This window comes from Paraliobacillus sp. PM-2 (assembly GCF_001368815.1).
In the GTDB taxonomy this organism is placed as follows: domain Bacteria; phylum Bacillota; class Bacilli; order Bacillales; family Amphibacillaceae; genus Paraliobacillus.
Window position 1 is genome coordinate 605,841 of sequence record NZ_CTEI01000002.1, and the last position, 24,758, is coordinate 630,598.

A 24,758-nucleotide genomic window follows, 5' to 3' on the forward strand; every position below is an offset into this window, starting at 1 on the left:
ATCATTAATTCCACTTAAATTAACGAACCTTAATTCGTTTATTCAGAATTAAGGTTCGTTTTTTGATAATCACTATTTAGTTTTGTCCCAAGCTCTTTATTTTGTTTTCGTGTATTTAGTAGTACTTCCAAGAGCGTTCATATATTTGAATTAGTCGAGGGTCTATCAATGTATTAGGCTCTATCACAACTTTTTCTCCATTGCGTTCGATTTCTTTATCAATATCTTTCCCGAATTGACCTAGAGATGGAAGTAATCCTGTACTTAGAAATTCTGTATCTACGTTTACTGTTAAACGATCTAAATGTATGGAATTTCTACTAGCTAAAACAAATCCCCAATTTCCAAAACTAGGTATATCCACATGAAGGTTTTCTACTTTCAAGTTATTCGATGTTATCGTCTCTGAAATAGTCCAATATACCTCAGGGGCAAAATAAGGACTTGTTGCTTGGACCATCATTGCACCATTTAAGGACATGTGATTTCGTGCTAATGCATAAAATTCTTTTGTATAAAGTTTATTTAAGCTTTCATCATTTGGATCAGGTAAATCGATAATAATGACATCAAAAATGCGATTTGTAGTTTCTAAAAAGTTATAAGCGTCCTTATGCATAATCGTTACTTTTTCATTGTCAAGAGCGTGTTGATTTAATTGTAATAGCTTTTCATTTGTCTTTGCTAAATCAACAACGGCAGGATCTAGATCTACCAATGTGATAGAATCAACATCGTCATATTTCAGTACTTCTTTTGCAGCAATTCCATCACCACCACCTAGTATTAATACATCATTAATAGATGCTGCCTGTTCCATTACCGGATGAACAAGCGTTTCATGATAACGATGTTCATCAATCGAACTTAATTGTAAGCCACCATTTAAATACAACCTAACATCGTCGTTATTTTGTGTCATGACAATTTTCTGATATTTACTCTCCTCCATATGAATAATCGGGTCTTTATATAATTTTTGTTCAAATGAAAAGGCCATTTCTTCCCCAAAAAGCAAACCAAGTATTAACAAAATCCCAATGATTATTCCAACAACCAAATGAATAGCAAAATGTTTTATCTCTTTTCGAAAGAGAAATAATACAATGATTGCGACAGTTAAATTAATACATCCAACTAAGAATGCAGTTTTAACCATCCCTAATTGTGGTCGTAATAAGAAAGCGAATAAAAGTCCTCCAACTAGCCCACCTGCGTAATCTGAGAATAAGACTCTTGCTGTACTACGATTAAGAGACACACCTATTTCATTTGCTTTTCTAATTAATATAGGTAATTCTACACCTGTAAGAGCACCTATCGATAATGTAATAATATATAAAAACAATGCGTCTGTTCCTGCTGGTGAAAAAGCAGTAATTCCAAACATAAAAAAACTAGAAAAACCACCAAGTAAAGCAACTAAAAATTCGATATAAACAAAAGCTACAATCAAATTTTTTAATACTTTTTCACTAACACTTGCTCCAATACCCATTCCAGTTAAAAATAGTGAAATAGTCAGTGTGTATTGTTTTACACCATCGCCAAGTATATAAGAACCTAAAGCTCCAAATAAAACCTCGAAGATAATTCCACATATGGAAACAATTCCAGATGCCCAATAAATAAAGTGACTTTGTCGAACTGCTAATTGATTCAAGATATCTCACTCCATCAAACATGTCATATTACTAACTAAAATTACAGATTCACACATTTCAAAAAAGAAGACCTGACTGCATAGCCAGACCTTCTATAAACCCTTAGCCTTTATTATGTAATTGATGCACCAATCACAAAAGCTAACCCTAGTGATACTGCAAATGAAATAATCCCTACTGCAATATTATTCTGCTTGACTTTTTCTTGTACGGAGAACTTATGCGTAAAGAGTTCAAATAGTAGATAAGCAATCATCTGTAAGGTTACACCATATCCACCCCATACAACAGTTTCCCAGACAGTAATGCTATGGTAAATAGCAAAAGATAATATGATACAAATACCTATAATTTTGCCTGCAATTGATAAAGCTACTGCTTGATTGCCTTTAGCTATTTCGTCCCAGTCTTTATATTTGGTTGTAATCCATTCAAAAATCACTAGCCCTATTAATACAACAATAATTGCCAATAAAAAATATATAAATGTTGCAATAAAAGCATTCATTTTATAAATTCCTCCTTTTTATTATTTACCTGCACTTGGTCCTCCACCTCTAGTTGAAAACATACCTCGATTAGTTCGATTTGTTACGACATCACCACCAAATGATTTTGTTCCGGTTGTATATCCACCATAACAGCTACCTGCAGAACAAGTGTTACGTTTATTCTCAGCCCAATTATCTGCGGATAACATTCGATTTAACATAGCAAAAGCAAAGAAATGATTTAAATAGTTAGGAGAATAATTATTTCGAACAAACCTATCTGGTGCTACTTCCATTAATATCACTTGATCCTCTTCCTCACTTTGTTTAAAAGTAACAAAATGATTAGGGTAAATTAACATTTGCTGATTATTATATTTTTCACTTATTTCTTTCGGTGGCATGGCACTAGCAACTTCATCCACTAACTCATCTAATGTAAATTGTCTGGTTGCATAAATGTTTGCTTCTGCGGAATCACTTACTACTGTGTCTAATTTATAGAAAACGTCAGCTAAAAGACTTTCAATATCCATAGGAACTCCCTTGTTTAAGCGTTCAGTTAGTTGAGCTTGTGAAGCTTCATCTGGAATTTCATCTACTGATGCAGGTTCCGCTTCTCCACACGCAACAAGTAAGGGGAGGAGAGTTAGACAAAGTAATAAAAGCCATCTTTTCATCTTAATCATTAACCTCCTTTCATTATTTAATATATAGTTTACTTTACAATCTAAGTAAATAAAGATAGCCTCTGTAACTTGTGATTACAGAGGCTACTCTTCCATTTATCGTATTATTGTTTACCCATTTTCTTCTTTAAAGCAGCTAATTCATCATCTACTTCATTCGTTTCAAGTGCTTCAAACTCATCATCTAATGAACGACTCTCCGTTGACATGTCATCACTTGTATCCGCTTCTGCTTCATATTGTAGTACTTTTTCTTCCATGCGTGAGAAACCTTGTTTTGATTCATCACTTCCAATCGAAGACATTGTACGATTAATTTTTGTTCTAGTTTTTGCAGATTCCGCACGAGCTTTAAGGGAATCCTTTTTCAATTTCATATCTTGATATTCTTTTTTCATTTCATCTAATTTTTTACGGAGCTGATCAGAGTCTTGTTTTGCTCTTTCCCATGATTCTTTCAATGTATCTGCTTGTTGTGTGTGCTCTTGCTTATCCTCTAACGCACGACGAGCAAGATCCTCATTCCCCGCTTCAATGGCTTTTTCGGCTTGTGATTGACGTTTTTCTACCATCGACTGCGCATCATCATATTTACGTTTTAGCATCTTTTCATTAGCAATTTGTTTTGCGACAGCACTTTCCGCATCACGTATGTCTGATTCCATATCTCTCATATATTGATCAAGCATTTTAACTGGATCTTCTGCTTTATCCAACATAGCATTTAATTCCGAACCCACTACTGTCTTTACACGATTAAAAAATTTGAACATTACTTATTTCCTCCTTTAAAATTAAGAACCTGCAATTATTTTTATTTCATAATCTTCTATTTCATACCCAATACTAGCCTCTATCTCACTTCCCCAGTCTTCTAGGCTTATAAAAGTCTCCTCAGCATTATCATAATACTCAGCATAGCTAATCATTCTACCATTGATGTTACGACTCCTTCCCTCTCCTGTTACGCGCGCTTGGCCTTGTTCATCCAAATAGAATGTTTTACCGTCATGTTCTAGTTGTTGAGGGTAAGGTTTTTGTACGGATAATGGAATATTTTTATAGATACCTAATTCCAACGCATCATCCATTTCAGCTGCCAGCCAGATCGTATTTCGCCCTTCTAATAACTGGTAACTAATCCATTCGTAAGCATCTTGTCTATAAGTGATTTTCCCAACCACTTCATAGTCAACTAAATCATAAACAACAATATCTCCTACTTCAATCGATAACGGATCCCTTTCTTTCACAAGTGATTTATTCTCTTTTTTCTGAAAAAGCTTAGAGAATATTCCCATTGGTGCACCTCTCTCTAATCTTTATAGTATTATGTACGCGTGTTAAAGTCGAATAGTTTCAACTTTTCTTCAATTTTTCTGATTTTATTTTATCTTAACACAAATTAATATTGTAGACATAACATTTACTAGTAGCAATCTCACTTTAAGTCTAGAAATGATGAAGCTTTTCTAATTCTATTTCTTATCGTTTTGTTTGTAGCGAATATTGCGTATGCCTATAACATCAATAAATATGATACAATATTAGTAACTTAATGATAAGGGAGTGTTTTTCTATGACAACTGAATACCAACATATTGTAGTCGCAGTAGACGGTTCAAAAGCTTCCGAAAAGGCGTTTAAAAAGGCAATTGCTATTGCTAAACGAAATAATGCGCAGTTAATTATTTCACATGTGGTTGATACAAAAACAATTTCAACTGCAGAAACGTATGATCAATCATTAATCAATCGCTCTGAAACGTACGCAACACAATTACTCGAAGATTACCAACGTCAAGCAAGTGCTAAAGGAGTAACCAATGCAGAAACGCATATCGATTATGGTTCACCAAAGGTTCGTATTCCAAAACACGTAGCAAAAAAATTCGATGCTGATTTAATCATCTGTGGTGCAACTGGGCTAAATGCTGTAGAACGTTTCTTAATTGGGAGTGTTTCAGAAAATATTACAAGGTATGCATCATGTGATGTATTAGTTGTACGCTCTGAACAAGATGAAGATGAATAAGTAGTGATTTCAATTATAACTTTTCATAACTAGAAAAAAGCCCTTTTTCTGCTTACTATGGCATGCAGTAAAAGGGCTTTTATTTATTTATCAATAATATTATTCATGTAAAGCTAAGCGCTGTACATCACGAGCAATCATTACTTCTTCATTTGTCGGAATAACGATTACTTTAACTGGTGAGTGCGGATAGTTTACAAATGATTCTTTACCTCGAACATCATTTAATGCAGGATCCCAATAAACACCCATAAATTCTAATCCTTCTAGTACGCGTTCTCTTACTTCTTTACTGTTTTCACCAACACCAGCAGTGAAAACAATAGCATCTACACCATGCATTTTTGCCGCATAAGAACCAATATATTGGTGAATACGCTCAGCAAAGATTTTTAGGGAAAGCTCCGCACGTTTATCACCATTTTCTGCCTTCTCTTGAATGTCCCTAAGGTCACTTGAGAAACCAGATAATGCTAACATACCACTTTCTTTATTCAATACATGTAACACTTCATTTACTGTTTTACCCGTTTTCTCCATAATATATGGAATTAGAGCAGGATCAATATTTCCAGAACGAGTTCCCATTGTTACACCAGCTAGTGGAGTGAATCCCATAGACGTATCGATTGATTTACCATTTTCCACAGCTGCAATACTTGCACCATTACCTAAGTGACATGTAATTAAACGTAACTTATCTAATGGTACACTCATTAGATCTGCTGCACGCTCTGATACGTATTTATGTGACGTACCGTGGAAACCATATTTACGAATACCATATTTTTCATAATATTCATATGGCAAACTATACAAATAAGATTGTTCAGGCATTGTTTGATGAAAAGCTGTATCAAAAACAGCTACTGATGGTACACTAGGTAAAATTTCTTTAAACGCACGTATACCAGTTAAGTTAGCCGGATTATGTAATGGGGCTAATTCAGAAACTTCCTCAATTTCATGAATAACTTCATCTGTTGCTAATACTGAGTCACTGAACTTTTCTCCACCATGAACGACACGGTGACCAATACCATCAATTTCCTCTAAGGAGTTAATCACACCTGATGCCTGTAATTTTTCTAATAATAATTTAACAGCTACTTCATGGTTAGGTATATCTGTCGTAATTGAATCTTTATTTTCACCACATTCTAAGGTAAATACAGAGTCACTAATTCCAATTCGTTCAACTAATCCTTTTGCTAATACAGTCTCTTCAGGCATTTCAATTAGTTGAAATTTTAATGAAGAACTACCAGCGTTAATTGCTAAAACATTACTCAAACTTATTCAATCCTTTCAATTTAACTACGATTTAATTTACATCCAATACTATTCTAACCAAGTATGTTGACAGATTGCAACATAAACCTCTAATGTTAGCGTTTTCCTTCTAAATTTCTTATTTTCTAACAATTAATATCCTTCTTCTTTGAACCAATTATTTATTTTTTCTACAATTTGTAATGTTGCTTTCGGGTTTTTAAATGAAGGTAATTGTGCAATTAACGCTTGTTTTGGCGACTTTGTTTGTTTTCCTTTTTTTTGTAGAATCAATATGCTTTTAGCCTGCTTTTCAGAAGTAAAAATACTGCTAGGCAATTGCAATAACCCAACTATATGGGAATGCTTTTGCAAATAAAGATGCAATTTATCTGATTGATCACTATTAAATAAGAAATTAGGAACAACAAACACCAAAAATCCACCTTCTTTTGTGTAATGCATACTTTGCTCAATAAAAAGATGGTGCGCATAGGCATGTCCTTCAGGAGAATGTAATTCGAAAGATTGTGCTCGCAAATCATCTGGGTAATACCCAACAGGTAAATCTGATACTACAAAATCAACTGGGTCCAACAAAAGTGGCTGGAGACTATCCTGATGAAATAAGTCAATTTTTATTTGTTGTAGATTAGCATTCATCAATCCTAATTGAATTAATGTAGTGTCTACATCACTTCCATACGCTTTATAGCTAGCTTCTAACTGATTAATAATAGATGTTAAGAGATTTGCCGATCCAATAGCTGGGTCAAAGATGCGAATATCTTTCTGTTTACTAACAAACTTATTTACAATATAGCCCACAAACATAGCAACTGTATCTGGTGTAATTAAATGTTGCTGTTGTGTCGCTCCACGCATTCCCTTTAACGTTGCTAATTGAACTACTTTACGAATTTCTTCCTTTTCCAACTTGGCTATCGTTAATGTCTTGATCGATTCATTTAAATAGTCCATTGTGTCATTTAGTAATTCCCCATTTGATGTTTTTGAGAATATGTATTCCAAAGCAATTACTAAGCTATCCAGATAGGTAATGTTCTCTTTAGTTTGTATATTTTCAACGATATCATCTAATAATTCGAAATATTTCTCCACATTTTTCTGATCCATTTATCTCCCTGCCTTTTTAATTTTCAATTTAATAAGTAATTCACCTTCATTTTTTGTCTAAATGTAACCTTTTTATGAATAAAAAAGAATGCCAACAACATTATGAAGGCATTCTTTAAAGATGTCTAGTAATTTATTTGTTAGATGCGTTACTATTGTCATTCTTTGAAAGTATTTCTTTTATTTTATCTAATGCTTGTGGTGCTACTTCAACCAATTTTTCATATAAATTAGCGTGTTGATGTAAATGAATCATTTGTACACCTTGTTTATTAACGATTAAAAAACCGATTGGTGTAATTGTTACACCACCGCCACTACCACCGCCAAATGGCAATGATTGATCAGAAGAGTCACTACTTTGGTCACTATCACTTTGTTGACTTGCTTGACCAAATTCACTGCCTCCAGCAGCAAAGCCAAATCCCACTTTAGATACAGTAATAATTGTACTTCCATCCGGAGATTGAATTGGATCACCAATTATCGTGTTAACATCAACGATTTGCTTTAGGTTTTCCATCGCAGTCGTCATAAGTCCCTCTATAGGATGTGTATTGTTCATTTTGCATATCTCCTTTATTTTATGAATTTAAACCCTTCACTGACTGATTAATTTTTCTAAATGTATAGATAGCTTGTCCTAAACGCAATGAAAAGATACATTCATATGTGGATTGAAAGGTCAGTTTTTCAAAATCAGAGTGAACTTGTATTACAGGAACTTCTTTTAAATGAAAGGATTGATCTAATATTGCTAATAGGCTGCCTTTTATTGACCAGAGCAAACCTGTAAATATACCGGTTGATGCTGCATCTTCCATACCAATAGTTGTATCCCATTGAATAATTTCTAATGTAATTTTCTTTAAATGTTTTATTATTCTTATACCTGGCATATTTATTTTTTTATTTTCGTTCATTCCATTTTTATACATCTTTATTTTTTCTGTTAATACTTCTAAATCCATAGATGCATGATCGGTAGTGCCATTCCATTGCTTATCATAGGTTAAGATCGGAATATAGGCTATTGTTATTTTCATTGATAGGATCAGTTCTTCGTTGTATGCTAGTTTACATTGAAGTTTTACAGGTAAAAATATAGAAAATATGAGGAAACAGAATAACAGAACAATGATAATAACCAGGATAAACATGAAATGACACCTCCCATATTAGTATGGGAATAATTAGATTTTTCTAAACGTATCACTTATTGTAGGTTTAATAAGATATTATTTTGGATATAAGTTAATAAATGAATGCTTATATAGGAGGAATGATGATGGCTTCATCTATATATTTTTATTACACCAAAGAAAGTGTTAACAATCAGGAAGTAGATTCATTAGTGGAAATGGCTAATACATATGGTTTTGAAATTAGTAATGACGGGAAAAAAGCTGATATTATTATTTGTTTAGGTGATGATGGCGTTTACTTACAAGGGGTCCGTAATACTGGATTTAGAAGTGATTGTCTATATGTAGGAATGACAAAAGAAAATCAATCTGGATTATATAGTGATTTTTTATTTACTGCCCCTAGAGAAATGTTTGAGGCTTTATTATCAAGTAACCTACAGGCAGATCAGTTTCCAATTATCAATGTTTCTATTAATGATGAGGCACCTTTCTATTGTTTAAATGAAGCTAGTGTACGCTCTTCAATCATTAAAACCATTGCAATTGATGTATATATTGATGATACCTATCTTGAACGATTTCGAGGAGATGGATTAATTGTTGCAACCCCAACAGGTAGTACCGGTTACAATAAATCTACCCAAGGTGCAATTTTAGATCCTACGATACCATGTTTTCAAATGACTGAGATTGCTTCACTTAATAATAATCATTATCGTACGCTAGGTTCCTCACTTGTTCTGTCTAAAGGGAAGAAACTTCGGTTAGAAATCATACAAGACGGAAATGACTATCCAATTATTGGATTGGATAATGAGGCTTATTCAATTCGAAATATCACTGATATTACCGTAAGTATGACTGACAAATACATTCAAATGATTAAACTTCCTGATAATAATTATTGGGAGCGAATTAAGCGCACTTTCCTTTAAATCTTTAAATTAAATTCATTTTTTAAAAAACAACACGTCATATTAAGTAATGACGTGTTGTTTTTATTATTTTTTTTCATACATTATGTCACCATCAACTACTGTTTTCACTACATTAACTTCTTCTTTCTCTTATTGTTTTTATTATTTTTTTTCATACATTATGTCACCATCAACTACTGTTTTCACTACATTAACTTGATCAATTTCTTCCTTGTTTATTTTAAATAAATCTTGGTCAAGAATAGTAAAGTCTGCTACATATCCTGGTGCAATCATTCCTCGTTCTGTTTCTTTATTGATTATATATGCACTTCCTTTTGTATATAAGGAAATAGCATTGTAAACAGATAATTGTTGTTTTTTATTATAAATTTCTCCATCTATACTAGATTTTCGTAAGACAGCAGCTTTTATTCCTACTAAAGGATTAACATCTTCAATTGGCGCATCAGATCCAGCTGCACAAGGAATACCGGCTTCAAGGAAGGTTTTCCATGCATAAGATTGTTCTGCTCTTTTTTCCTTTATGCGGTCGATTACCCATGGAAAATCCGATGTGACAAAGGACGGTTGAATATCTAAAGCTACGTTCGTTTTTTTTAATTCCTTAATTATATGTTCATTAACAATTTGAGCATGGATAATTCGATCACGTCTTCCATTGTTCAATGGGTACTTTTGTATTAATTTCACAATAGTTTGAATTGCCTTATCACCAATCGCGTGGACAGCTATTGGTAAACCTAGATTTCTTGCACGCCTTATTAAATGTTCTAAATATTTTTGAGAATGAATAGGTATTCCTTTATTGGTTTTGTCATCACTATAAACATCATTTAGCCATGCTGTTCTTCCACCCAATGCGCCATCAGAAAAAATCTTCATAGCACCTAAATGAACAAATGTACCGCCTTGTCCATAAGTTAAATTTGCAGCGATCATATCATCCAAGACTTCATGATGTACTAATAAGTGTGCGCGGAATTTCTTTTTAGTAGCTAGTACCATTTTATAAGCAGTAAGCGTTTTTTTAAAACTATCGTGGCCATAATAAGCTAAGTCTTCACTATGTCCTCCAACAAGTCCTAAGGAAAGCAAATGATCAATTGACATGTTAATAAGTTCAGCTAATTTTTGTTGTGAAATATCTGGAAGCGCTTGTTTTATCAACTCTTGGGCAGTATCTAAGAAGTAACCAACTGGTTGCTCCTGAGTATCACGAACAACCTTTCCACCCTGAGGGTCTGGTGTATTCACAGAAATTCCCGCTAGTTTCATTGCTGTTGAATTTGCTAAAACAGCATGCCTACATATTCTTGTTAACATAATAGGATGAACTGTACTAACTTGATCAAGCTCTGTGTGGTGAATAATTCTTGGATTATCCCACTGATTCTCATTCCACCCTTCGCCAATAAGCCATTCTCCTTCACCTAGCTCTTTTGCACGTTGGCAAAGGGAATATAGTACTTCTTCAGCACTTTTCATCTGGGATAAATCTAGATGTTTCAATTTCTCCCCATGGCCAACAATATGTAAATGACTATCCACAAACCCAGGATACATCGTTTTACCATTTAAATTCTCAAAACTTTTAATTTTTTCCGAGAAATTTTCAATCAATTCGTTATAGGTTCCTGTTGCAATAATACGTCCTTGATTTGTATACACTGCTTCATGAATTTCATTTTCTTTTTCCATTGAATAAATGGTACCACCATACCATAACGTCCCCATATCCATTTTCCCCTTTATATCCTTATATGTACCATAACATATCAGATGTCAACGCTATTTAAAAGAGTAGTGCTTTATAAAGCACTACTCTAAGCCATCATATATTATTTTGGTTGTCCACCTAGTTGTTGTTCTGCCATTTGAACTAGACGTTTTGTGATTTCTCCACCAACAGAACCGTTAGCACGAGAAGTTGTATCAGCTCCAAGATTTACACCAAATTCTTGAGCAATTTCATACTTCATTTGGTCTAATGCTTGGCTTACACCAGGTACTACTAAGTTATTTGAAGAATTGTTGTTAGCCATGATCTTTTCACCTCCTCTGTGGTACATTTGTAGAATGTGCAGAAAGAGGTGTTGTCATACAAAAAAAAAACTGGTAGTTGTTTCAATAAACACCTATTTTTATTTAAAAAAAATCAAAACCTTATCAGCCTAAAATAAAGCATCAAAATCATTATTATTAGACGCTTGTGTTAAAGTAATCGTCTCAAGGTTACGCATTATTTGTTCTATATCATCACCCATGTCCATTAACCCTTCGAAGTACTTTACCTTATCAAGTTTCGGTTTTGTTTTCGGTGCCTTAGGCACAAATACCGTACAGCAATCTTCGTGTGGTCTAATCGATATATCATACGTATGAATGTCTTTAGAAATACGTATGATCGCTTCTTTATCCATTGAGACTAATGGACGTAATATTGGATAGGCTGTAGTTTCATTTATTGTATGCATACTTTGCATCGTTTGACTTGCTACCTGTCCTAAACTTTCACCAGTTGTTAAAGATAAAATATTCTCTTTTTCAGCAATCTTTTCACTTATCTTGAGCATCATGCGACGCATAACTGTCATGGAATAGCCATGCGGAATTTCTCGATGGATTTTTTGTTGTAATGCAGTAAAAGGAACGATATGCACTTTTATTTGATTACCATAGTATGTTAGATGCTTAGTTAGATCAAGGACTTTCTGTTTTGCAGCTTCACTTGTATACGGTGGAGAATGAAAATGAACGGCTTCTAACTTCACTCCTCTTCGCATCATTAAATAACCTGCTACCGGACTGTCAATTCCACCCGACAACAACAGTAAGGTTTTACCAGCTGAACCAACCGGTAGTCCGCCAGCACCTTTTATCTTTTTCGATGTAATGTAAGTTGCTTGTGTGCGAATATCGATATGCAACTCCACATCAGGATGATGCACATCTACTTTATAATTATCTGTATTCCTTAATAAATGAGAACCAACAACATGATTGAATTCCTGTGATCCTATAGGAAAAGATTTATCTGCTCTTCGTGTTGTAATCTTAAATGTACTGGACGCTTGGTTGTCTTTTAAAGCTTCTAATGCTGCAGCTTTAATTTTTTCCTGATCATTTTCAACTTTAATAGCTAAACTTAGACTTTGAATTCCAAAAATAGATTGACATGCTTCAATGATCGGAGTCGGTTCTTGTCCGTTTAACATAATTGTCATACGATCTCTGGCATTGTGAATTTTAACTGCTGGAAAATGATTCAATTTTGTTCGAACATTTTCATGTAACTGATATATAAATTTTTTTCGGTTTTTCCCTTTTAAAGAAAGTTCACCATAACGTATTAGTATATGATCATATAACATTTTATCTACCCCATTACTAAACTTAATTGTTGTATAACTTTGCGTAAGGAACGACAGAACAGCTCGATTTCCTCTTCTGTATTTTGGTATGAAAAGCTCACCCGCAAACCAGATTTTGTACGTTCTTCTGATAATCCAATTGCACGTAATACAGTACTTTCATCAGGCTTTTTCGATGAGCAGGCTGATTTAGTTGAAATAAATATATCTCTCTCACCAAGAGCGTGTATAATTACTTCGGGCTTATATCCTGGAACAGAAAAATTAAAGATATGTGGTGCCTGATCTTTTGCTGTATTAAACTGAACCGATGATATTTCCTGTAAAAGATCACGTAATAATTGATTTAATTGATATAAATAGTTTCTATTATTTTTTTGTTTTTCATTAATTAATCGCATTGCCTTTACCAAGGAAACAATACCGGCAACGTTTTCTGTTCCAGAGCGATAATTAGATTGTTGCGCACCACCATCAAATAATGGAAATATATTTATCCCTTTTCTTATATATAATAAGCCAGTACCTTTTAGTCCATGAATTTTATGACCCGAAATCGTGCATAAATCTACTCCATCTTTTTTTAGTGATAAGGGCACCTTACCAAAACCTTGTACATGATCAACATGAAAATAAGTAGTTGTACGATGTTTAACTAGTTCTCCGATCTCTTTAACTGGTTGAATGGAACCAAGTTCATTGTTGATATGCATGATACTAACCAGGATGGTATCCTCTCTTAATGCTTGTTGCACATGATGTACATCAACAATTCCTTTATCATTCACAGGTAAATATGTCACTTCAAATCCAATATTCTCTAATGATTTACATGCTTCCATTACGGAAGGATGCTCAATCTGACTCGTAATAATATGTTTTCCTTTGTTTTGATGTGCTAATGCAATTCCCTTAATTGCAATATTATTCCCTTCAGTTCCTCCTGATGTAAATACCACTTCATTTACATCGATATCTAGAATGTCCGCTGCTTGCTCGTGGGCTTTTCGAAGCAATGTTTGTGCCTCTAAACCAAAACGGTGAATCGAAGAAGGGTTACCATAATATTGCTGTGAAATCTGCTGAAAACTTTGTAATACAGTAGAATCTGGTTTCGTTGTCGCGCTATTATCAAAGTAAATCATTTTGCGTCTCCTTGTTCTCGATTATGCAATGCAATATATTAACATAGAAAGATCACAATAGAAAGTTATCTATGCAAAATCGTTAAATATTTCTTTTGTGTATAATTAAATCATTATTATTTAAGAGCCGTTAAAAATCCCTTACTACTTTCCAGTAAGGGACCTAAACTAATTCAAATTAATATTTAATGCACTCAATAATTCATCAATTGAAACTGGATTTTTCTTTTCCATCTCATACATGATATTTTGTGTTGGATTAGAATGCGCTGGTTGTTCTTCACTATTTGCCTCAACAGCGTTTATTGTAAAGTTATTATGTTCATTCTTAGATGACATTACTCGCACAAACTGGTCTTCATTTGCTAGCTTTTCTTTTTGGAAAGATACTACTTCTTGATTCAACGTTATCATCGATTCTTTCTCATCAATAAGTAAGAAAAAGAATAACACCCAAACAATAACTGCAAATGAAGCTAAACCAATAACATAACCTTTTTTCAATTCTTTTCATCCACCTTAAACTGGAACTTCCATAAATTCTTTTAATCGATTCAATGCCCCTGGTTCAATTTCTTCCAACGCTTTTGTAGCCGTATCTAATGCAAGTTCATACTCAAAATTTCTAAATTTTCTTTCCGCTTCTTGCAATTGTGTCGCCAATAACGGATACTTACTACGATATCGATTAGCATATTGAATAACCTGTTCAACTAAATAGGCTTGTTCAATTAATGCATTGCTTTGTTTAACTAGTGCCTCTACTGTCGTTTCAGCCTCTGTCAAGGCATGGGATACTTCCCCCATATCTAAAGGTTGTTTTTCAAGTTTCTGAATGACTATATCACTTTTGCCAGTAGCTTCATCCAATAAATTCCACAAAAAAGAGGGGATACCTGGTAAATTGCTTTTTTGCAATTTTTTATTAATATCAAACAATTCCTGTTTTAAATTTGACACTTTTTCTCTTGCTTCTAACTCATCTTTTCGAATGGTTTGAAGTTGATCTTTAAATTCTTGATGCGAATGATGTAACTGATCTAGATCATCTTTGTTTGACTTTAATTGATCTTTTAAAGTGACATATGTTTGTGTCTCACCTTCCAAGTCAATTTCAATTTGAGCCAATTTTTTTTCTAATTGATGAATCCACTTTTCCAAATTAGCATATAACTCTAAATCATTTTCCTCTAAATAATAAGTCTGTTGTAATTGCTCTACTTCTTCATTTGTATCTTTAAAATCATCAATCGCATTTTCTAGACTGGACTTCACACTAGATATGTGATTTTCAATATAACTTTTCGCCCTTGCTTCTTCTTCAAGCATTTCATAAATTTCCGTTAATCGTTCCTCAATACCTTGTGTAAGATCATATACCTGATATAAATCTCCATTTTCTAATTGTTCTACACTAATGGCTAGCTGTTCTAAGTAATTGTTTAATTCCTTATCTAGCTCTAAATGCTCAACGCGATATCCTTCTTCTTTCATTTGTTCTATACCTGCTAATAATTCTTTGATTTGATCAGGAATCTCTTTTTTGCATTTTTTATAAATGAGAGGAAACTCTTCTAATTTTTCAGCTACATGAGCAACAGAGTCTGACAATTCATCTACCAAGTGCTTTGCTTCATAATAATTCCCTAAATCAACTTCTTCTTGATATTTTTCTAATAGCTGTTGAAGACCAATTATTTCAGATTCAAATTTCGGTTCAGCCTTACCATATAAATAACGATTTTGCAGCAAAGAATGGCGTAATTCTTTAATCTTAGGCTGCATCTCCTCTATTTGTTTTCTGCTTTGTTTTTCTGAATCAAGTAAATCATTTAGTTCTTTAAACATTTGCTTAATTAATTCTTCAATAGTTCGTAAAATATTTTCCACTTCTACAAGATTTTTCTTTGCAGCAGAAATACGAAATCGGTCAGCAGCTTCCTCAGCGTCTAATAAAAACTCTTCAATATCTGGTAGATCTCTTGTTAAAATTTGATCCCATGTGCTTTTCCAGCTCTCAAACTTTTCCTGTGTTTCTCCGGACAAATTTAAACTTTTTACACGTTGAAGTTCACTTGAAACGTTACGATTCATGATATCCATTTTCCAGCTCTCATGCTGATCTACTTCATCATATATTTTCTTCCTTAAAATGAGTCCAACAATTATTAATAAAATTAATATCAGAATTCCACCAATGATATACCCCACCATGCGAATCCTCCTCAACCAACACCAATCTATCCTTTTTACAATTTAATGGAATTTTAGCGAATGGATATAGTTATTATGTTACAAATCATTATGCAAACGTCTACAAACTATTTATTATGTATTACTAATATCATATCATGTTCAAACAAGTTTTTGCTAAAAAAAATCAAAATTATTAACAGATTGACAAATTTCTTCTTTTCAGTTGAGTATTTCCTTTTCAGAGATACCTAATCAACCTATTAGGTTAATTGCCATACTTGATTATCTTAGTCTATAATAGAATGACATTTAATACTGCTTTTTTTAAGTGTGGAATAATAACTATTATAGTGATAAACAGGAGGGATCTTATGTTTCATGCGGAATCATATACATCATCTAGAGAAGAAGATTATCAACTAGTCATTAAACAGCTGGAAGCACTTTTAAATGGCGAAACAGATCAAATAGCTAATCTTTCAAATGCTTCTGCTCTTTTAAATCAGTTTCTAACAAATATCAATTGGGTAGGCTTTTATCTATTAAAACATGATGAATTGGTATTAGGACCTTTTCAAGGGTTACCTGCATGTGTACGCATACCAATAGGTAAAGGAGTTTGTGGGACAGCTGTCAGTGAACGATCTACTCAAGTAGTTGCTGATGTGAACCAATTTCCTGGTCATATTGCTTGTGATGCTGCTAGTCAATCTGAAATCGTCATTCCAATTATTGTAGATGGCAACGTATTTGGTGTTTTAGACATTGATAGTCCAAACACAAATAGATTTGATGAAGTTGATCAAAAATACTTAGAACAATTTGTGGAAGCATTAAAAAAATTCATTTAACTTTATATCATCAATTAAATTGAACAGTTCACTTACACAGCAGATGTAGTGAACTGTTTTTTAATAAAATTAGGAAAGAACTGTCTGATTTCTGAACTCGACTCCTATTCTCGCTAATTGGTTGATTATTACTTGAATTGTATAGGGATGAAGTAATAGTAAAAGCGTTTGATTGCCAAACGCTTTTACTAAGTTATATTTATGTTATCTTTGCAACTCCATTTTTCCCTAAACGCTTGGCCTCGTACAATGAACGATCAGCACGATCGAATATCGATTGCATTTTTTCTCGATTGTCTTGGTGCCAATGGGCAATTCCAACAGAAACGGTGATTACGGGATTAGTACTCTCTTCAATTTGAATGACAATCTTTGAAGCAACACGCATCCCTTGTTCAATATTCATATTGGGTAAGTAAACAGCCAGTTCTTCTCCACCCCACCTTGCAGCAAAACCCGGCTCGTTAATATTTTCCCGAATGATATTCGCAACCTGTATAATTAAAGCATCTCCTACCTCATGACCATGCGTATCGTTAATCTGTTTAAAATCATCGATATCAATTAATAAAAAAATCCCTTGCTCATCTATTTGAACATGTTCTCCACATTTTTCATCTAAATATCTCCTTGAATATAGTTTAGTTAAATAGTCAGTTATTACAGATTGTTCAAGTTGTTCTCGTAATATAGAGTTTACAAATGCTAAAGTAGAGTGATCAACAATAGATTGAATTAGTTTAAAATCATCAAATGAAAAAAAGTTGGGTTCATGATGCGATAAAATAATCACACCTTTTAGTTGATCGGATTGTATCATTGGTACAATCATAGTTGAACGAAGCTGTATGTTACAATTCGAATATTTTTTTGAAAAGTCTCCAACAAAAACAGCTTCTTTTTCAGACTTAATAACCGGAAATATTTCTTCAGCAAACCATGAAAATGATGCATTATAAAAATATGTAGAAGATTCTTGCAATACTGTGTAATTAGCTTCTTGATCAAACAATATAAATGCAATATCATCTACATGAAAAGTGCTCTTTAATTGTTGTTTTAAATAATTGGCGGTATCAGACAATCTTAAATTCGAATTTAGTTTATGTGTAATATCGTTAATTAGTTGTAAATCCGAAATTAATTGTGTGGATTGTTGATATAATTGTGCATTTTCCAATGCATTCCCTGCTGTATCTGCTAAAAATCGTATAAAATCAATCGTATCGGGTTGAAATTCTAAAATTTGTGCGACTTTAATTTGAAGTACACCGTAAATACCTTGCTTGCCTCTCAACGGGGCAAACAAATTCGATTTGTTTTTCCCTATATTTTGTTCAATTTTAATTTCTCCTGTTGAAAACGAAACAACACTCAATTTATTAGCGAATGTTTCATTATAAATTAATTCTGTTGCAGGTAAATTATTTATTTCCTTAATATTAGTAGATAAAAATAATTGACAGGTAAAGTCAGGGTAAATGGATTGAATTGTATATACTATTTCAGATAGTACTTCACTTGGATTCATTGTAGAATGAATTTTTCTTGTAACTCGATACATCAATTCATATTTATTTGCTTTTTCGTTTGCCTCCATGTGGTAATCTTTCTCACCTAACAAAAAATATATTTCTTTACATAACCTTTTAACTAAGGACTGAAAGTTTGTTGATCTATTCTCCTCTCTAGCAAAACCTAACAACAAATAGCCAATTGGTAAATGACATTGTTGAATGGGTATTAGATATGCTAAAGATAACTGCATGTTAATAAGTGCTTTATTACCGTCAAATATAAATGATTCTTTATTTATTAATTGATCTTTACTTATTACATCATCTAAAAATATGAAACGTTTAAATATTTTTTTCGTTTGCTCATTTTCCTGAACAATTTCATAATCTTCCTTGGATGGTTCGTAGAGATATAATGCTGTATATGTGGCATTTGTTGCTTTTCTTATCTGTTTAATCATTTCTTTATGTAACGCATGTTTACTTTTAACCTTTGTGAACACATTATTAGAAATTATAGCACCGTTTAAATGGTTTTCTTTATATTCCATTATTTTCTCACCTAGCATTCATAAGATTTATAACATGGCGAAAATGTGTCAATAATAAACTTACATATTGTTACTATTATATCACATTATATACCAATGTTTGTTATTTTTCTACTGAATAGTAGTTCTATTTTCTCACTAAATATGCTATACCTTTTTATCTGTTGACTTAAACATAAAAAAAACTTATAATGTACTTTGTGTAAAAAAGGTAGCCTATGTGAACCACCGGCTGATCATTTTGTTCCTTAGCTTTTTAAATTTTACAAAAGTAAGGTGTATCGTGTAACTCTCTGCTGCTGGAGCGATGGTACATGAAAACAAAATGGCTGACGATCATGGAACGCACTGTCTTATTTTATGCAAATCTATATATATAAAGGAGAAGATGTACAATGGCTCGCTATACAGGTCCTGTATGGAAAAAGTCTCGTCGTCTCGGAATTTCATTAACTGGTACTGGTAAGGAGTTAGACAAACGCCCTTACGCACCTGGACAACATGGTCCAAATCAACGCAGAAAGCTTTCTGAATATGGTTTACAAATGCAAGAGAAGCAAAAACTTCGCTTCATGTATGGGGTAAACGAACGCCAATTCCGTAACCTATTTGATAAAGCTGGTAAAATGAAAGGTATTCATGGTGAAACATTCATGATTCTATTAGAATCTCGTTTAGATAACCTTGTATACCGCTTAGGTCTTGCACGCACGCGTAGACAAGCTCGTCAATTAGTAAACCACGGACATGTAACTGTAGACGGAGGTCGTGTTGATATTCCTTCTTACAGCGTAAAACCTGGTCAAGTTATTGGCTTGCGTGAAAAATCAAGAAACCTTAACATCGTGAAAGAAGCGGTTGAAGCTAACCCATTCGTTCCAGAATATCTTTCATTTGATGAAGAAAAACTTGAAGGTACATTCTCTCGCTTACCAGAGCGTTCTGAACTACCAGCTGAAATTAACGAAGCACTTATCGTTGAATTCTACTCTCGTTAATCGGGATAGACTGAATAAGAAATGCAAAAAAGCCTTAAAATGTTGTTATATCAACATTTTAAGGCTTTTTTAGGCTCTATACTAAATGTAGTGGTGTCCCTTGATCTTTCAAGGCATCAATAGAAGCAAAAAAATACACGCATTCCCCTCTCTTTTGTTACCCTAAAGTTGTAGACAAAAAGGAAAAGGAGAGGGAAAGCGCGCAAAACAATTTTATCATAGAAATGTTAGGGATTAAGACAAGCATATAGATATTTGGGATATGCGTAGTGAATCAGATGCCTTTTATGTAAAGTTAATTACAGCGGTTAAGAAACAACAATGCCCGATCTGTAAAAAGAAAACAAAGCGTGTTCATAATTATCGTACCCAGCATATTCAAGGGCCTATTATTTCAAATAAACCAGGCCATCATACATTCTACGAAAAACTTGACATGGTGGAAAGATATCAACGAAGTACACGGTCCATTCAAACAACTGCGCTAACTTATACGGCAGTGTATTGGGCACTAGATGAAGTAAGGCGTGAAGTGCAACGAACGTTAGATAAGAAGGCTCGCATTCGTATGAAACGAAGTAAAAAATTACTTTGGAAGTCCAGCTATAAATTGACCGAAGAAGAACAAGAAAAAGTAAAGCAATTACTCAAAATAGATGTCCGATTAGATGAAGCATACCAATTGAAAAACAAGCTTGGTCAGTGGTTTAAAGAAAGTGATGAAAAGACTGCCAAAGAAGGATTAGAGACATGTCTGAAAGAAATGAGGATGTCAAATATTGAATCCTTTCACAAGGTCGTGAAGACATTTAAACGTTGGAAACAAGAGATCCTTCAATCTTTTATGTACCCCTTTAATAATGGATACATCGAGGGTGTGAACAACACGATAAAAGTGACGAAACGCATGTCTTATGGAATTAAGAGTTTTGAGCGTTTGAAAAAGAAAATACTATAGCGACAAGAGATAAGAAAAGTTTTATTATAAAAGCGCCTTAGCAGAGGAAATATGCGAGACTCCTGCGGGAACAGCACGCGTCCGAAGATCCACTTGGTAAAGTGAATTTCTTTACCAAGTTAGCTTCGGCCGTGCCCGCGGAAAGCGAGTGTATTTCCCCTGCGGTTTAGGTACAAGCATTGCTTATAATAAACTTTTTATAAAAGAGATGGTGGAGCGAGAACCACACCACCACATTTGACAGAGAACCCGAAAAACACACGCAAATATTTTGGAGACAAGAGGTCACTAATTTATTTCACGAACACTATTTTTTTCTATTAATTTAGGTGTTAAACAAATTTCTTTATGTGTTTTTTTAGGGTCCTTTATTCTTGAAAGTAATAAATGAAGGCCAGCCTGTGTTAAATCCTTGACATTTTGCTCAACAGAAGTCAATTCAAGACCTATTAAATAAGGATTTATCGTGTTGTCATAACTAACCAATGATATATCTTGTGGTACTTTTTCATTTCTTTCATTTAGTAACTTTAAGAATCCTAGAGACATCATATCATTCATTACAAATACAGCCGTTATCTTACTGCTCAATAACTTCTTCCCAGCATTATAACCGCTTTCCAATCGATAATTTCCTTCTACAATATAATCAGATACAATTTCACAATTATTTTCATCCATCGCCTTTTTGTAACCTTGAAGCCTGTACTTTCCATTAATTGAACTAAAAGAACTAGCAATACAACCTATTTTTCTATGACCCTTTTCTATTAAATACTTAACTGCTAAATACGCACCTTTTTCATTATCAAAAATCACTTTATCACAAGCATGTTCTGAAAAAACGCGATCTAACATCACATAAGGAATCGTTAATTTTTCTAATTGTTCTAAAAGCTGTCTATTATTCTTGTAAGATTCATTACTAGGTATAATAAATATACCGTCTACTGAACGATTATGTAAAAAGTGTAATAACTTTAAATCTTGTTCATATTGATCATTTGTGTTTGAAATAATTAAAGTATATCCTTCTTTTCTACAAACTTCTTCTAAGTTTTTGGCTAAAGAAGAAAAAAATATATTTCCAATATCGGGTAATATTAAACCTAGCATTTTTGTTTCTTTTGTTACTAAACTTCTTGCTATTTGATTTGCAGAATAATTATATTCCTCTGCTATTTGTTTAATTAATTTTTTTTTCTCTAATGAAATTCTACAAGGTCGATCGTTAAGAACCAAAGATACTGTAGTAACGGATACATTTGCTTTCTCCGCAATATCTTTCAATGTGATTTTCATAATCCAAAGCCTGCCTTTAATACATATTCACAATCGTTTATATACTATTAATTATTTCATACATGTGGAAAAATAAAAAGTAGCTAAATCAATAATTATTGATTTAGCTACTTAAAAACACTTTTATCTTAAAGGAATATTATCATAGAAAGGATAAACATAAACACGACACCTGAAATCATTGGTACGGATGTTCTTTTAATAATATCTATTGGATTTAGTTTTAATGTACCTGCTATAATCAATACAACTGCTGCTACAGGTGAAACAGAACGTAGTAGATTTCCTGCTAATCCCATTGGTACAGAAATAGCTATTGGATTAATTCCTGCTGCCTCTGCCAAAGGAACCATTAAAGGTATCATAGCAAAGAATAAGGCAATTCCGCTCCCACTTAGAAGTACAATTACTGCTGTAAATCCTACTAATATTAGAGGTAAGATGAAGTCTAAGCCACTTCCGTGCATGTTTTCCATCGCTTGTTGCAATGCATTAATTAAGCCAATCGATTGTAAACCAGTAACGAATACAGAAGCAGCAACAATTAGTGCAACAACTGAAAATACAGAGCCCATTCCCTCAAAAAATATCTCGGTATTTGATAAAACATCTTTGCTTCCTTTATGACGAATTAGTTCAGCAAATATAGCTATAATCATAGAAAGAAGGACTGCAATTTCAACACTTATTGTAACTTCTAATCCAATTGTTGTATCTAGAATAAAGGATGCTAACAATAGAATAATTGGAAATACAGGTAATAAAGTATAAACGAATTTGAACAATCTATTTCCTTTAATTTCTTTAATTTCTTTTAATTCAACTTTCTCATCAGAAACTGCTGTAGGCATTTTTTTATCCATTCTTCTTTGCCAAAAGAAATGCACAATTGCAACAAATAGTAATGTAGGTATAGATACAATTGCATGATAACTAAATACATAATCTGTTACACTTAAATCAGCAAATGCAGTATATTTTGATAGTTCTTCTGCAATGGCAACATTATCACTACCTAATGGTGTTGGTATAATGGTTGCGGAAGAAGCGATAATCGCTGCAGTCGTTAAAGGTGTCATACCTGCTTTTTTAAGCACCGGATACAACGTTGCAAGTAATAGAATCGACAATGTTGAAGCACTAGGAATAACTAAAGAAAGCAAATTTCCAATTAGAAAAACAATAGGTACTAGAATATAAACAGATTTAATTTTTCCGATCGGTTTCGTTAATGCTTGTACAGTTAAGTCATTGGCACCTATAGAAGACATATAAGCCGTGTAACCACCAAGCATTAGAATAATCAGCCCTGCTTTAGCAAATGTAGCTTTAAATTGTTGAACAATAATTTGCAAAGGGTCTAGCAAGAAAGATCCCGTTGGTTCGAAATTCTTAAATACAATCTCATTTCCCATAAATAAACTGATTAAAATTAATAGAATTCCCATGGATAGTAATGCCATCTTTATATCCATTTTCTTTAGCAACATATAGACGATTACAACAACAGATAGTATAGCTGATGCATACATTATTAAATCTTGTATCATTTTATCTCCTCCATTCTAAATTTAGTTGCATTTTTGTAAGCTGCTTAGGAACCATTCTTTAAACATTACAGGGTCTAAGCTAGTACATACTTTAGCGTTATTTGGTTGTTTAAGGTATCCTTTAAGATCAACAACTGTTGCACCAGTTGTTAAACTACCTGTCAACTCTACATCAATAAAGGTATCAGCAACTTCAAACATTTCTGGCTTTAATAAGTAAGCAATAGCACAACTATCATACATTTTAAGTCCAGTCTTCATACTGCCACCACGATACTTTTGAAAAAGATGATAAATCATATTGCCTGTATGATTCATTGTCTTTAATTTTTCACTATCTTCAGGATAAACAAGGGCTTGCAAACCAACATCTAATCCCGCCATTACAATTGGCAGATTACTCTTGAATACAATTTTAGCAGCTTCAGGATCAGCAAATATATTAAACTCAGCTAGTACTCCAGCATTTCCTCTTGCTGTAGATCCCCCCATTAACACAATTTCTTTAATATTGTCTTTTATCTCTGGATATAATTTTAGTAAAAGGGCAATATTGGTTAGTGGTCCAATAGGGACAAGGGTTATTGGTTCTTCACTATTAATTATTTCTTTATACATTGCATTGACAGCGTTTTCTTTAACTACCAAATGATAATCAGGTTCATCAAAATCATAACCATCCATCCCTGTACTCCCATGTACATTACTAGCATCAATTGGCTCTTTAATAAGTGGTTGATTTGCTCCAATAGCCACAGGGACTTCTTTCTCAAAAAACTTTAGTAACCTCAATGCATTATAAGTAACTTTATCAACATCAACGTTACCCGCAACTGTTGTAATTAAACGAACATCTAATTCTTCACTATATAACGCTATGGCTAAAGCAACTGCATCATCAATTCCAGGATCTGTATCAATAATAATCGGTCTTTTAATCAT

The 24,758-nt window shown here is 33.2% G+C and carries 24 protein-coding genes; 5 read left to right on the forward strand and 19 right to left on the reverse strand.

Features of this window, described 5'->3' with window-relative positions; all coding sequences use genetic code 11:
* Nucleotides 1-115: 115 nt before the first annotated feature.
* From BN1058_RS11850 to BN1058_RS11870, 5 genes are all read right to left on the reverse strand, one after another.
* Nucleotides 116-1,666, reverse strand: a complete 1,551-nt coding sequence (locus BN1058_RS11850; RefSeq protein WP_090857829.1) for a polyamine aminopropyltransferase — start codon at nucleotides 1,664-1,666, stop codon at nucleotides 116-118.
* Nucleotides 1,667-1,776: 110 nt separating this feature from the next.
* Entirely contained in the window at nucleotides 1,777-2,172 is a 396-nt protein-coding gene (locus BN1058_RS11855) for a DUF350 domain-containing protein (protein ID WP_090857832.1), read from the reverse strand.
* Nucleotides 2,173-2,193: 21 nt separating this feature from the next.
* Complete coding sequence (locus BN1058_RS11860; protein ID WP_090857836.1) at nucleotides 2,194-2,835, reverse strand: DUF4247 domain-containing protein; 642 nt, start codon at nucleotides 2,833-2,835, stop codon at nucleotides 2,194-2,196.
* A gap of 113 nt (nucleotides 2,836-2,948) precedes the next feature.
* Nucleotides 2,949-3,617, reverse strand: coding sequence for a PspA/IM30 family protein (locus tag BN1058_RS11865; RefSeq protein WP_090857839.1), 669 nt, complete (start codon nucleotides 3,615-3,617; stop codon nucleotides 2,949-2,951).
* A gap of 21 nt (nucleotides 3,618-3,638) precedes the next feature.
* Nucleotides 3,639-4,145, reverse strand: a complete 507-nt coding sequence (locus BN1058_RS11870; protein WP_090857844.1) for a DUF4178 domain-containing protein — start codon at nucleotides 4,143-4,145, stop codon at nucleotides 3,639-3,641.
* Nucleotides 4,146-4,423: 278 nt separating this feature from the next.
* Here BN1058_RS11870 and BN1058_RS11875 point away from each other — a divergent pair, with 278 nt between their 5' ends.
* On the forward strand, nucleotides 4,424-4,879 hold the full coding sequence (locus tag BN1058_RS11875) for a universal stress protein (RefSeq protein WP_090857847.1): 456 nt from the start codon (nucleotides 4,424-4,426) through the stop codon (nucleotides 4,877-4,879).
* A gap of 99 nt (nucleotides 4,880-4,978) precedes the next feature.
* Here BN1058_RS11875 and BN1058_RS11880 read toward each other — a convergent pair whose 3' ends face one another.
* The 4 genes from BN1058_RS11880 to BN1058_RS11895 form a co-directional block, all read right to left on the reverse strand.
* The gene (locus BN1058_RS11880; protein ID WP_090857850.1) at nucleotides 4,979-6,172 is read right to left on the reverse strand and encodes an acetate kinase; all 1,194 of its coding nucleotides are present in this window, start codon (nucleotides 6,170-6,172) and stop codon (nucleotides 4,979-4,981) included.
* 132 nt (nucleotides 6,173-6,304) lie between these two features.
* Complete coding sequence (locus tag BN1058_RS11885) at nucleotides 6,305-7,288, reverse strand: class I SAM-dependent methyltransferase (RefSeq protein ID WP_090857853.1); 984 nt, start codon at nucleotides 7,286-7,288, stop codon at nucleotides 6,305-6,307.
* A gap of 133 nt (nucleotides 7,289-7,421) precedes the next feature.
* On the reverse strand, nucleotides 7,422-7,853 hold the full coding sequence (gene ytfJ, locus BN1058_RS11890) for a GerW family sporulation protein (RefSeq protein ID WP_090857856.1): 432 nt from the start codon (nucleotides 7,851-7,853) through the stop codon (nucleotides 7,422-7,424).
* 19 nt (nucleotides 7,854-7,872) lie between these two features.
* On the reverse strand, nucleotides 7,873-8,448 hold the full coding sequence (locus BN1058_RS11895) for a DUF2953 domain-containing protein (protein ID WP_090857859.1): 576 nt from the start codon (nucleotides 8,446-8,448) through the stop codon (nucleotides 7,873-7,875).
* Nucleotides 8,449-8,576: 128 nt separating this feature from the next.
* On the opposite strand from BN1058_RS11895, the gene BN1058_RS11900 reads away from it, so the two are divergent.
* Complete coding sequence (locus BN1058_RS11900) at nucleotides 8,577-9,371, forward strand: NAD kinase (protein ID WP_369688257.1); 795 nt, start codon at nucleotides 8,577-8,579, stop codon at nucleotides 9,369-9,371.
* Between the two features lie 144 nt (nucleotides 9,372-9,515).
* Here the strand turns inward: BN1058_RS11900 and BN1058_RS11905 are convergent, their stop codons facing one another.
* The 6 genes from BN1058_RS11905 to ezrA form a co-directional block, all read right to left on the reverse strand.
* Nucleotides 9,516-11,111 (reverse strand): amidohydrolase, encoded by a 1,596-nt coding sequence (locus BN1058_RS11905; RefSeq protein WP_090857865.1) that lies wholly within the window; start codon nucleotides 11,109-11,111, stop codon nucleotides 9,516-9,518.
* A gap of 104 nt (nucleotides 11,112-11,215) precedes the next feature.
* Nucleotides 11,216-11,419 carry an alpha/beta-type small acid-soluble spore protein gene (locus tag BN1058_RS11910; RefSeq protein WP_090857869.1) on the reverse strand — a complete coding sequence of 68 codons (204 nt, stop codon included), beginning with the start codon at nucleotides 11,417-11,419 and terminating at the stop codon, nucleotides 11,216-11,218.
* 129 nt (nucleotides 11,420-11,548) lie between these two features.
* Complete coding sequence (gene thiI / locus BN1058_RS11915; RefSeq protein ID WP_090857872.1) at nucleotides 11,549-12,748, reverse strand: tRNA uracil 4-sulfurtransferase ThiI; 1,200 nt, start codon at nucleotides 12,746-12,748, stop codon at nucleotides 11,549-11,551.
* A 5-nt stretch (nucleotides 12,749-12,753) separates the two neighbouring features.
* Complete coding sequence (locus tag BN1058_RS11920) at nucleotides 12,754-13,893, reverse strand: cysteine desulfurase family protein (RefSeq protein WP_090857875.1); 1,140 nt, start codon at nucleotides 13,891-13,893, stop codon at nucleotides 12,754-12,756.
* 168 nt (nucleotides 13,894-14,061) lie between these two features.
* The gene (locus BN1058_RS11925; protein WP_090857878.1) at nucleotides 14,062-14,397 is read right to left on the reverse strand and encodes a hypothetical protein; all 336 of its coding nucleotides are present in this window, start codon (nucleotides 14,395-14,397) and stop codon (nucleotides 14,062-14,064) included.
* A 15-nt stretch (nucleotides 14,398-14,412) separates the two neighbouring features.
* The gene (gene ezrA / locus BN1058_RS11930) at nucleotides 14,413-16,107 is read right to left on the reverse strand and encodes a septation ring formation regulator EzrA (protein ID WP_090857882.1); all 1,695 of its coding nucleotides are present in this window, start codon (nucleotides 16,105-16,107) and stop codon (nucleotides 14,413-14,415) included.
* Between the two features lie 353 nt (nucleotides 16,108-16,460).
* Between ezrA and BN1058_RS11935 the strand changes: the two genes are divergently transcribed.
* Complete coding sequence (locus BN1058_RS11935; RefSeq protein ID WP_090857886.1) at nucleotides 16,461-16,940, forward strand: GAF domain-containing protein; 480 nt, start codon at nucleotides 16,461-16,463, stop codon at nucleotides 16,938-16,940.
* A 199-nt stretch (nucleotides 16,941-17,139) separates the two neighbouring features.
* On the opposite strand, the gene BN1058_RS11940 is transcribed toward BN1058_RS11935, so the two are convergent.
* On the reverse strand, nucleotides 17,140-19,008 hold the full coding sequence (locus BN1058_RS11940) for a sensor domain-containing diguanylate cyclase (RefSeq protein ID WP_176694514.1): 1,869 nt from the start codon (nucleotides 19,006-19,008) through the stop codon (nucleotides 17,140-17,142).
* 395 nt (nucleotides 19,009-19,403) lie between these two features.
* Here BN1058_RS11940 and rpsD point away from each other — a divergent pair, with 395 nt between their 5' ends.
* The gene (gene rpsD, locus BN1058_RS11945; protein WP_090857891.1) at nucleotides 19,404-20,006 is read left to right on the forward strand and encodes a 30S ribosomal protein S4; all 603 of its coding nucleotides are present in this window, start codon (nucleotides 19,404-19,406) and stop codon (nucleotides 20,004-20,006) included.
* Between the two features lie 262 nt (nucleotides 20,007-20,268).
* Nucleotides 20,269-20,964, forward strand: a complete 696-nt coding sequence (locus tag BN1058_RS11950; RefSeq protein ID WP_255307065.1) for a transposase — start codon at nucleotides 20,269-20,271, stop codon at nucleotides 20,962-20,964.
* A 288-nt stretch (nucleotides 20,965-21,252) separates the two neighbouring features.
* On the opposite strand, the gene BN1058_RS11955 is transcribed toward BN1058_RS11950, so the two are convergent.
* The 3 genes from BN1058_RS11955 to rihC all read right to left on the reverse strand — a co-directional run bounded on the left by BN1058_RS11955 (nucleotide 21,253) and on the right by rihC (nucleotide 24,758).
* Nucleotides 21,253-22,266 (reverse strand): LacI family DNA-binding transcriptional regulator, encoded by a 1,014-nt coding sequence (locus BN1058_RS11955; protein ID WP_090857894.1) that lies wholly within the window; start codon nucleotides 22,264-22,266, stop codon nucleotides 21,253-21,255.
* Nucleotides 22,267-22,394: 128 nt separating this feature from the next.
* Nucleotides 22,395-23,816 carry a C4-dicarboxylate transporter DcuC gene (gene dcuC / locus BN1058_RS11960; protein ID WP_090857897.1) on the reverse strand — a complete coding sequence of 474 codons (1,422 nt, stop codon included), beginning with the start codon at nucleotides 23,814-23,816 and terminating at the stop codon, nucleotides 22,395-22,397.
* 21 nt (nucleotides 23,817-23,837) lie between these two features.
* Nucleotides 23,838-24,758, reverse strand: coding sequence for a ribonucleoside hydrolase RihC (gene rihC, locus BN1058_RS11965; RefSeq protein WP_090857900.1), 921 nt, complete (start codon nucleotides 24,756-24,758; stop codon nucleotides 23,838-23,840).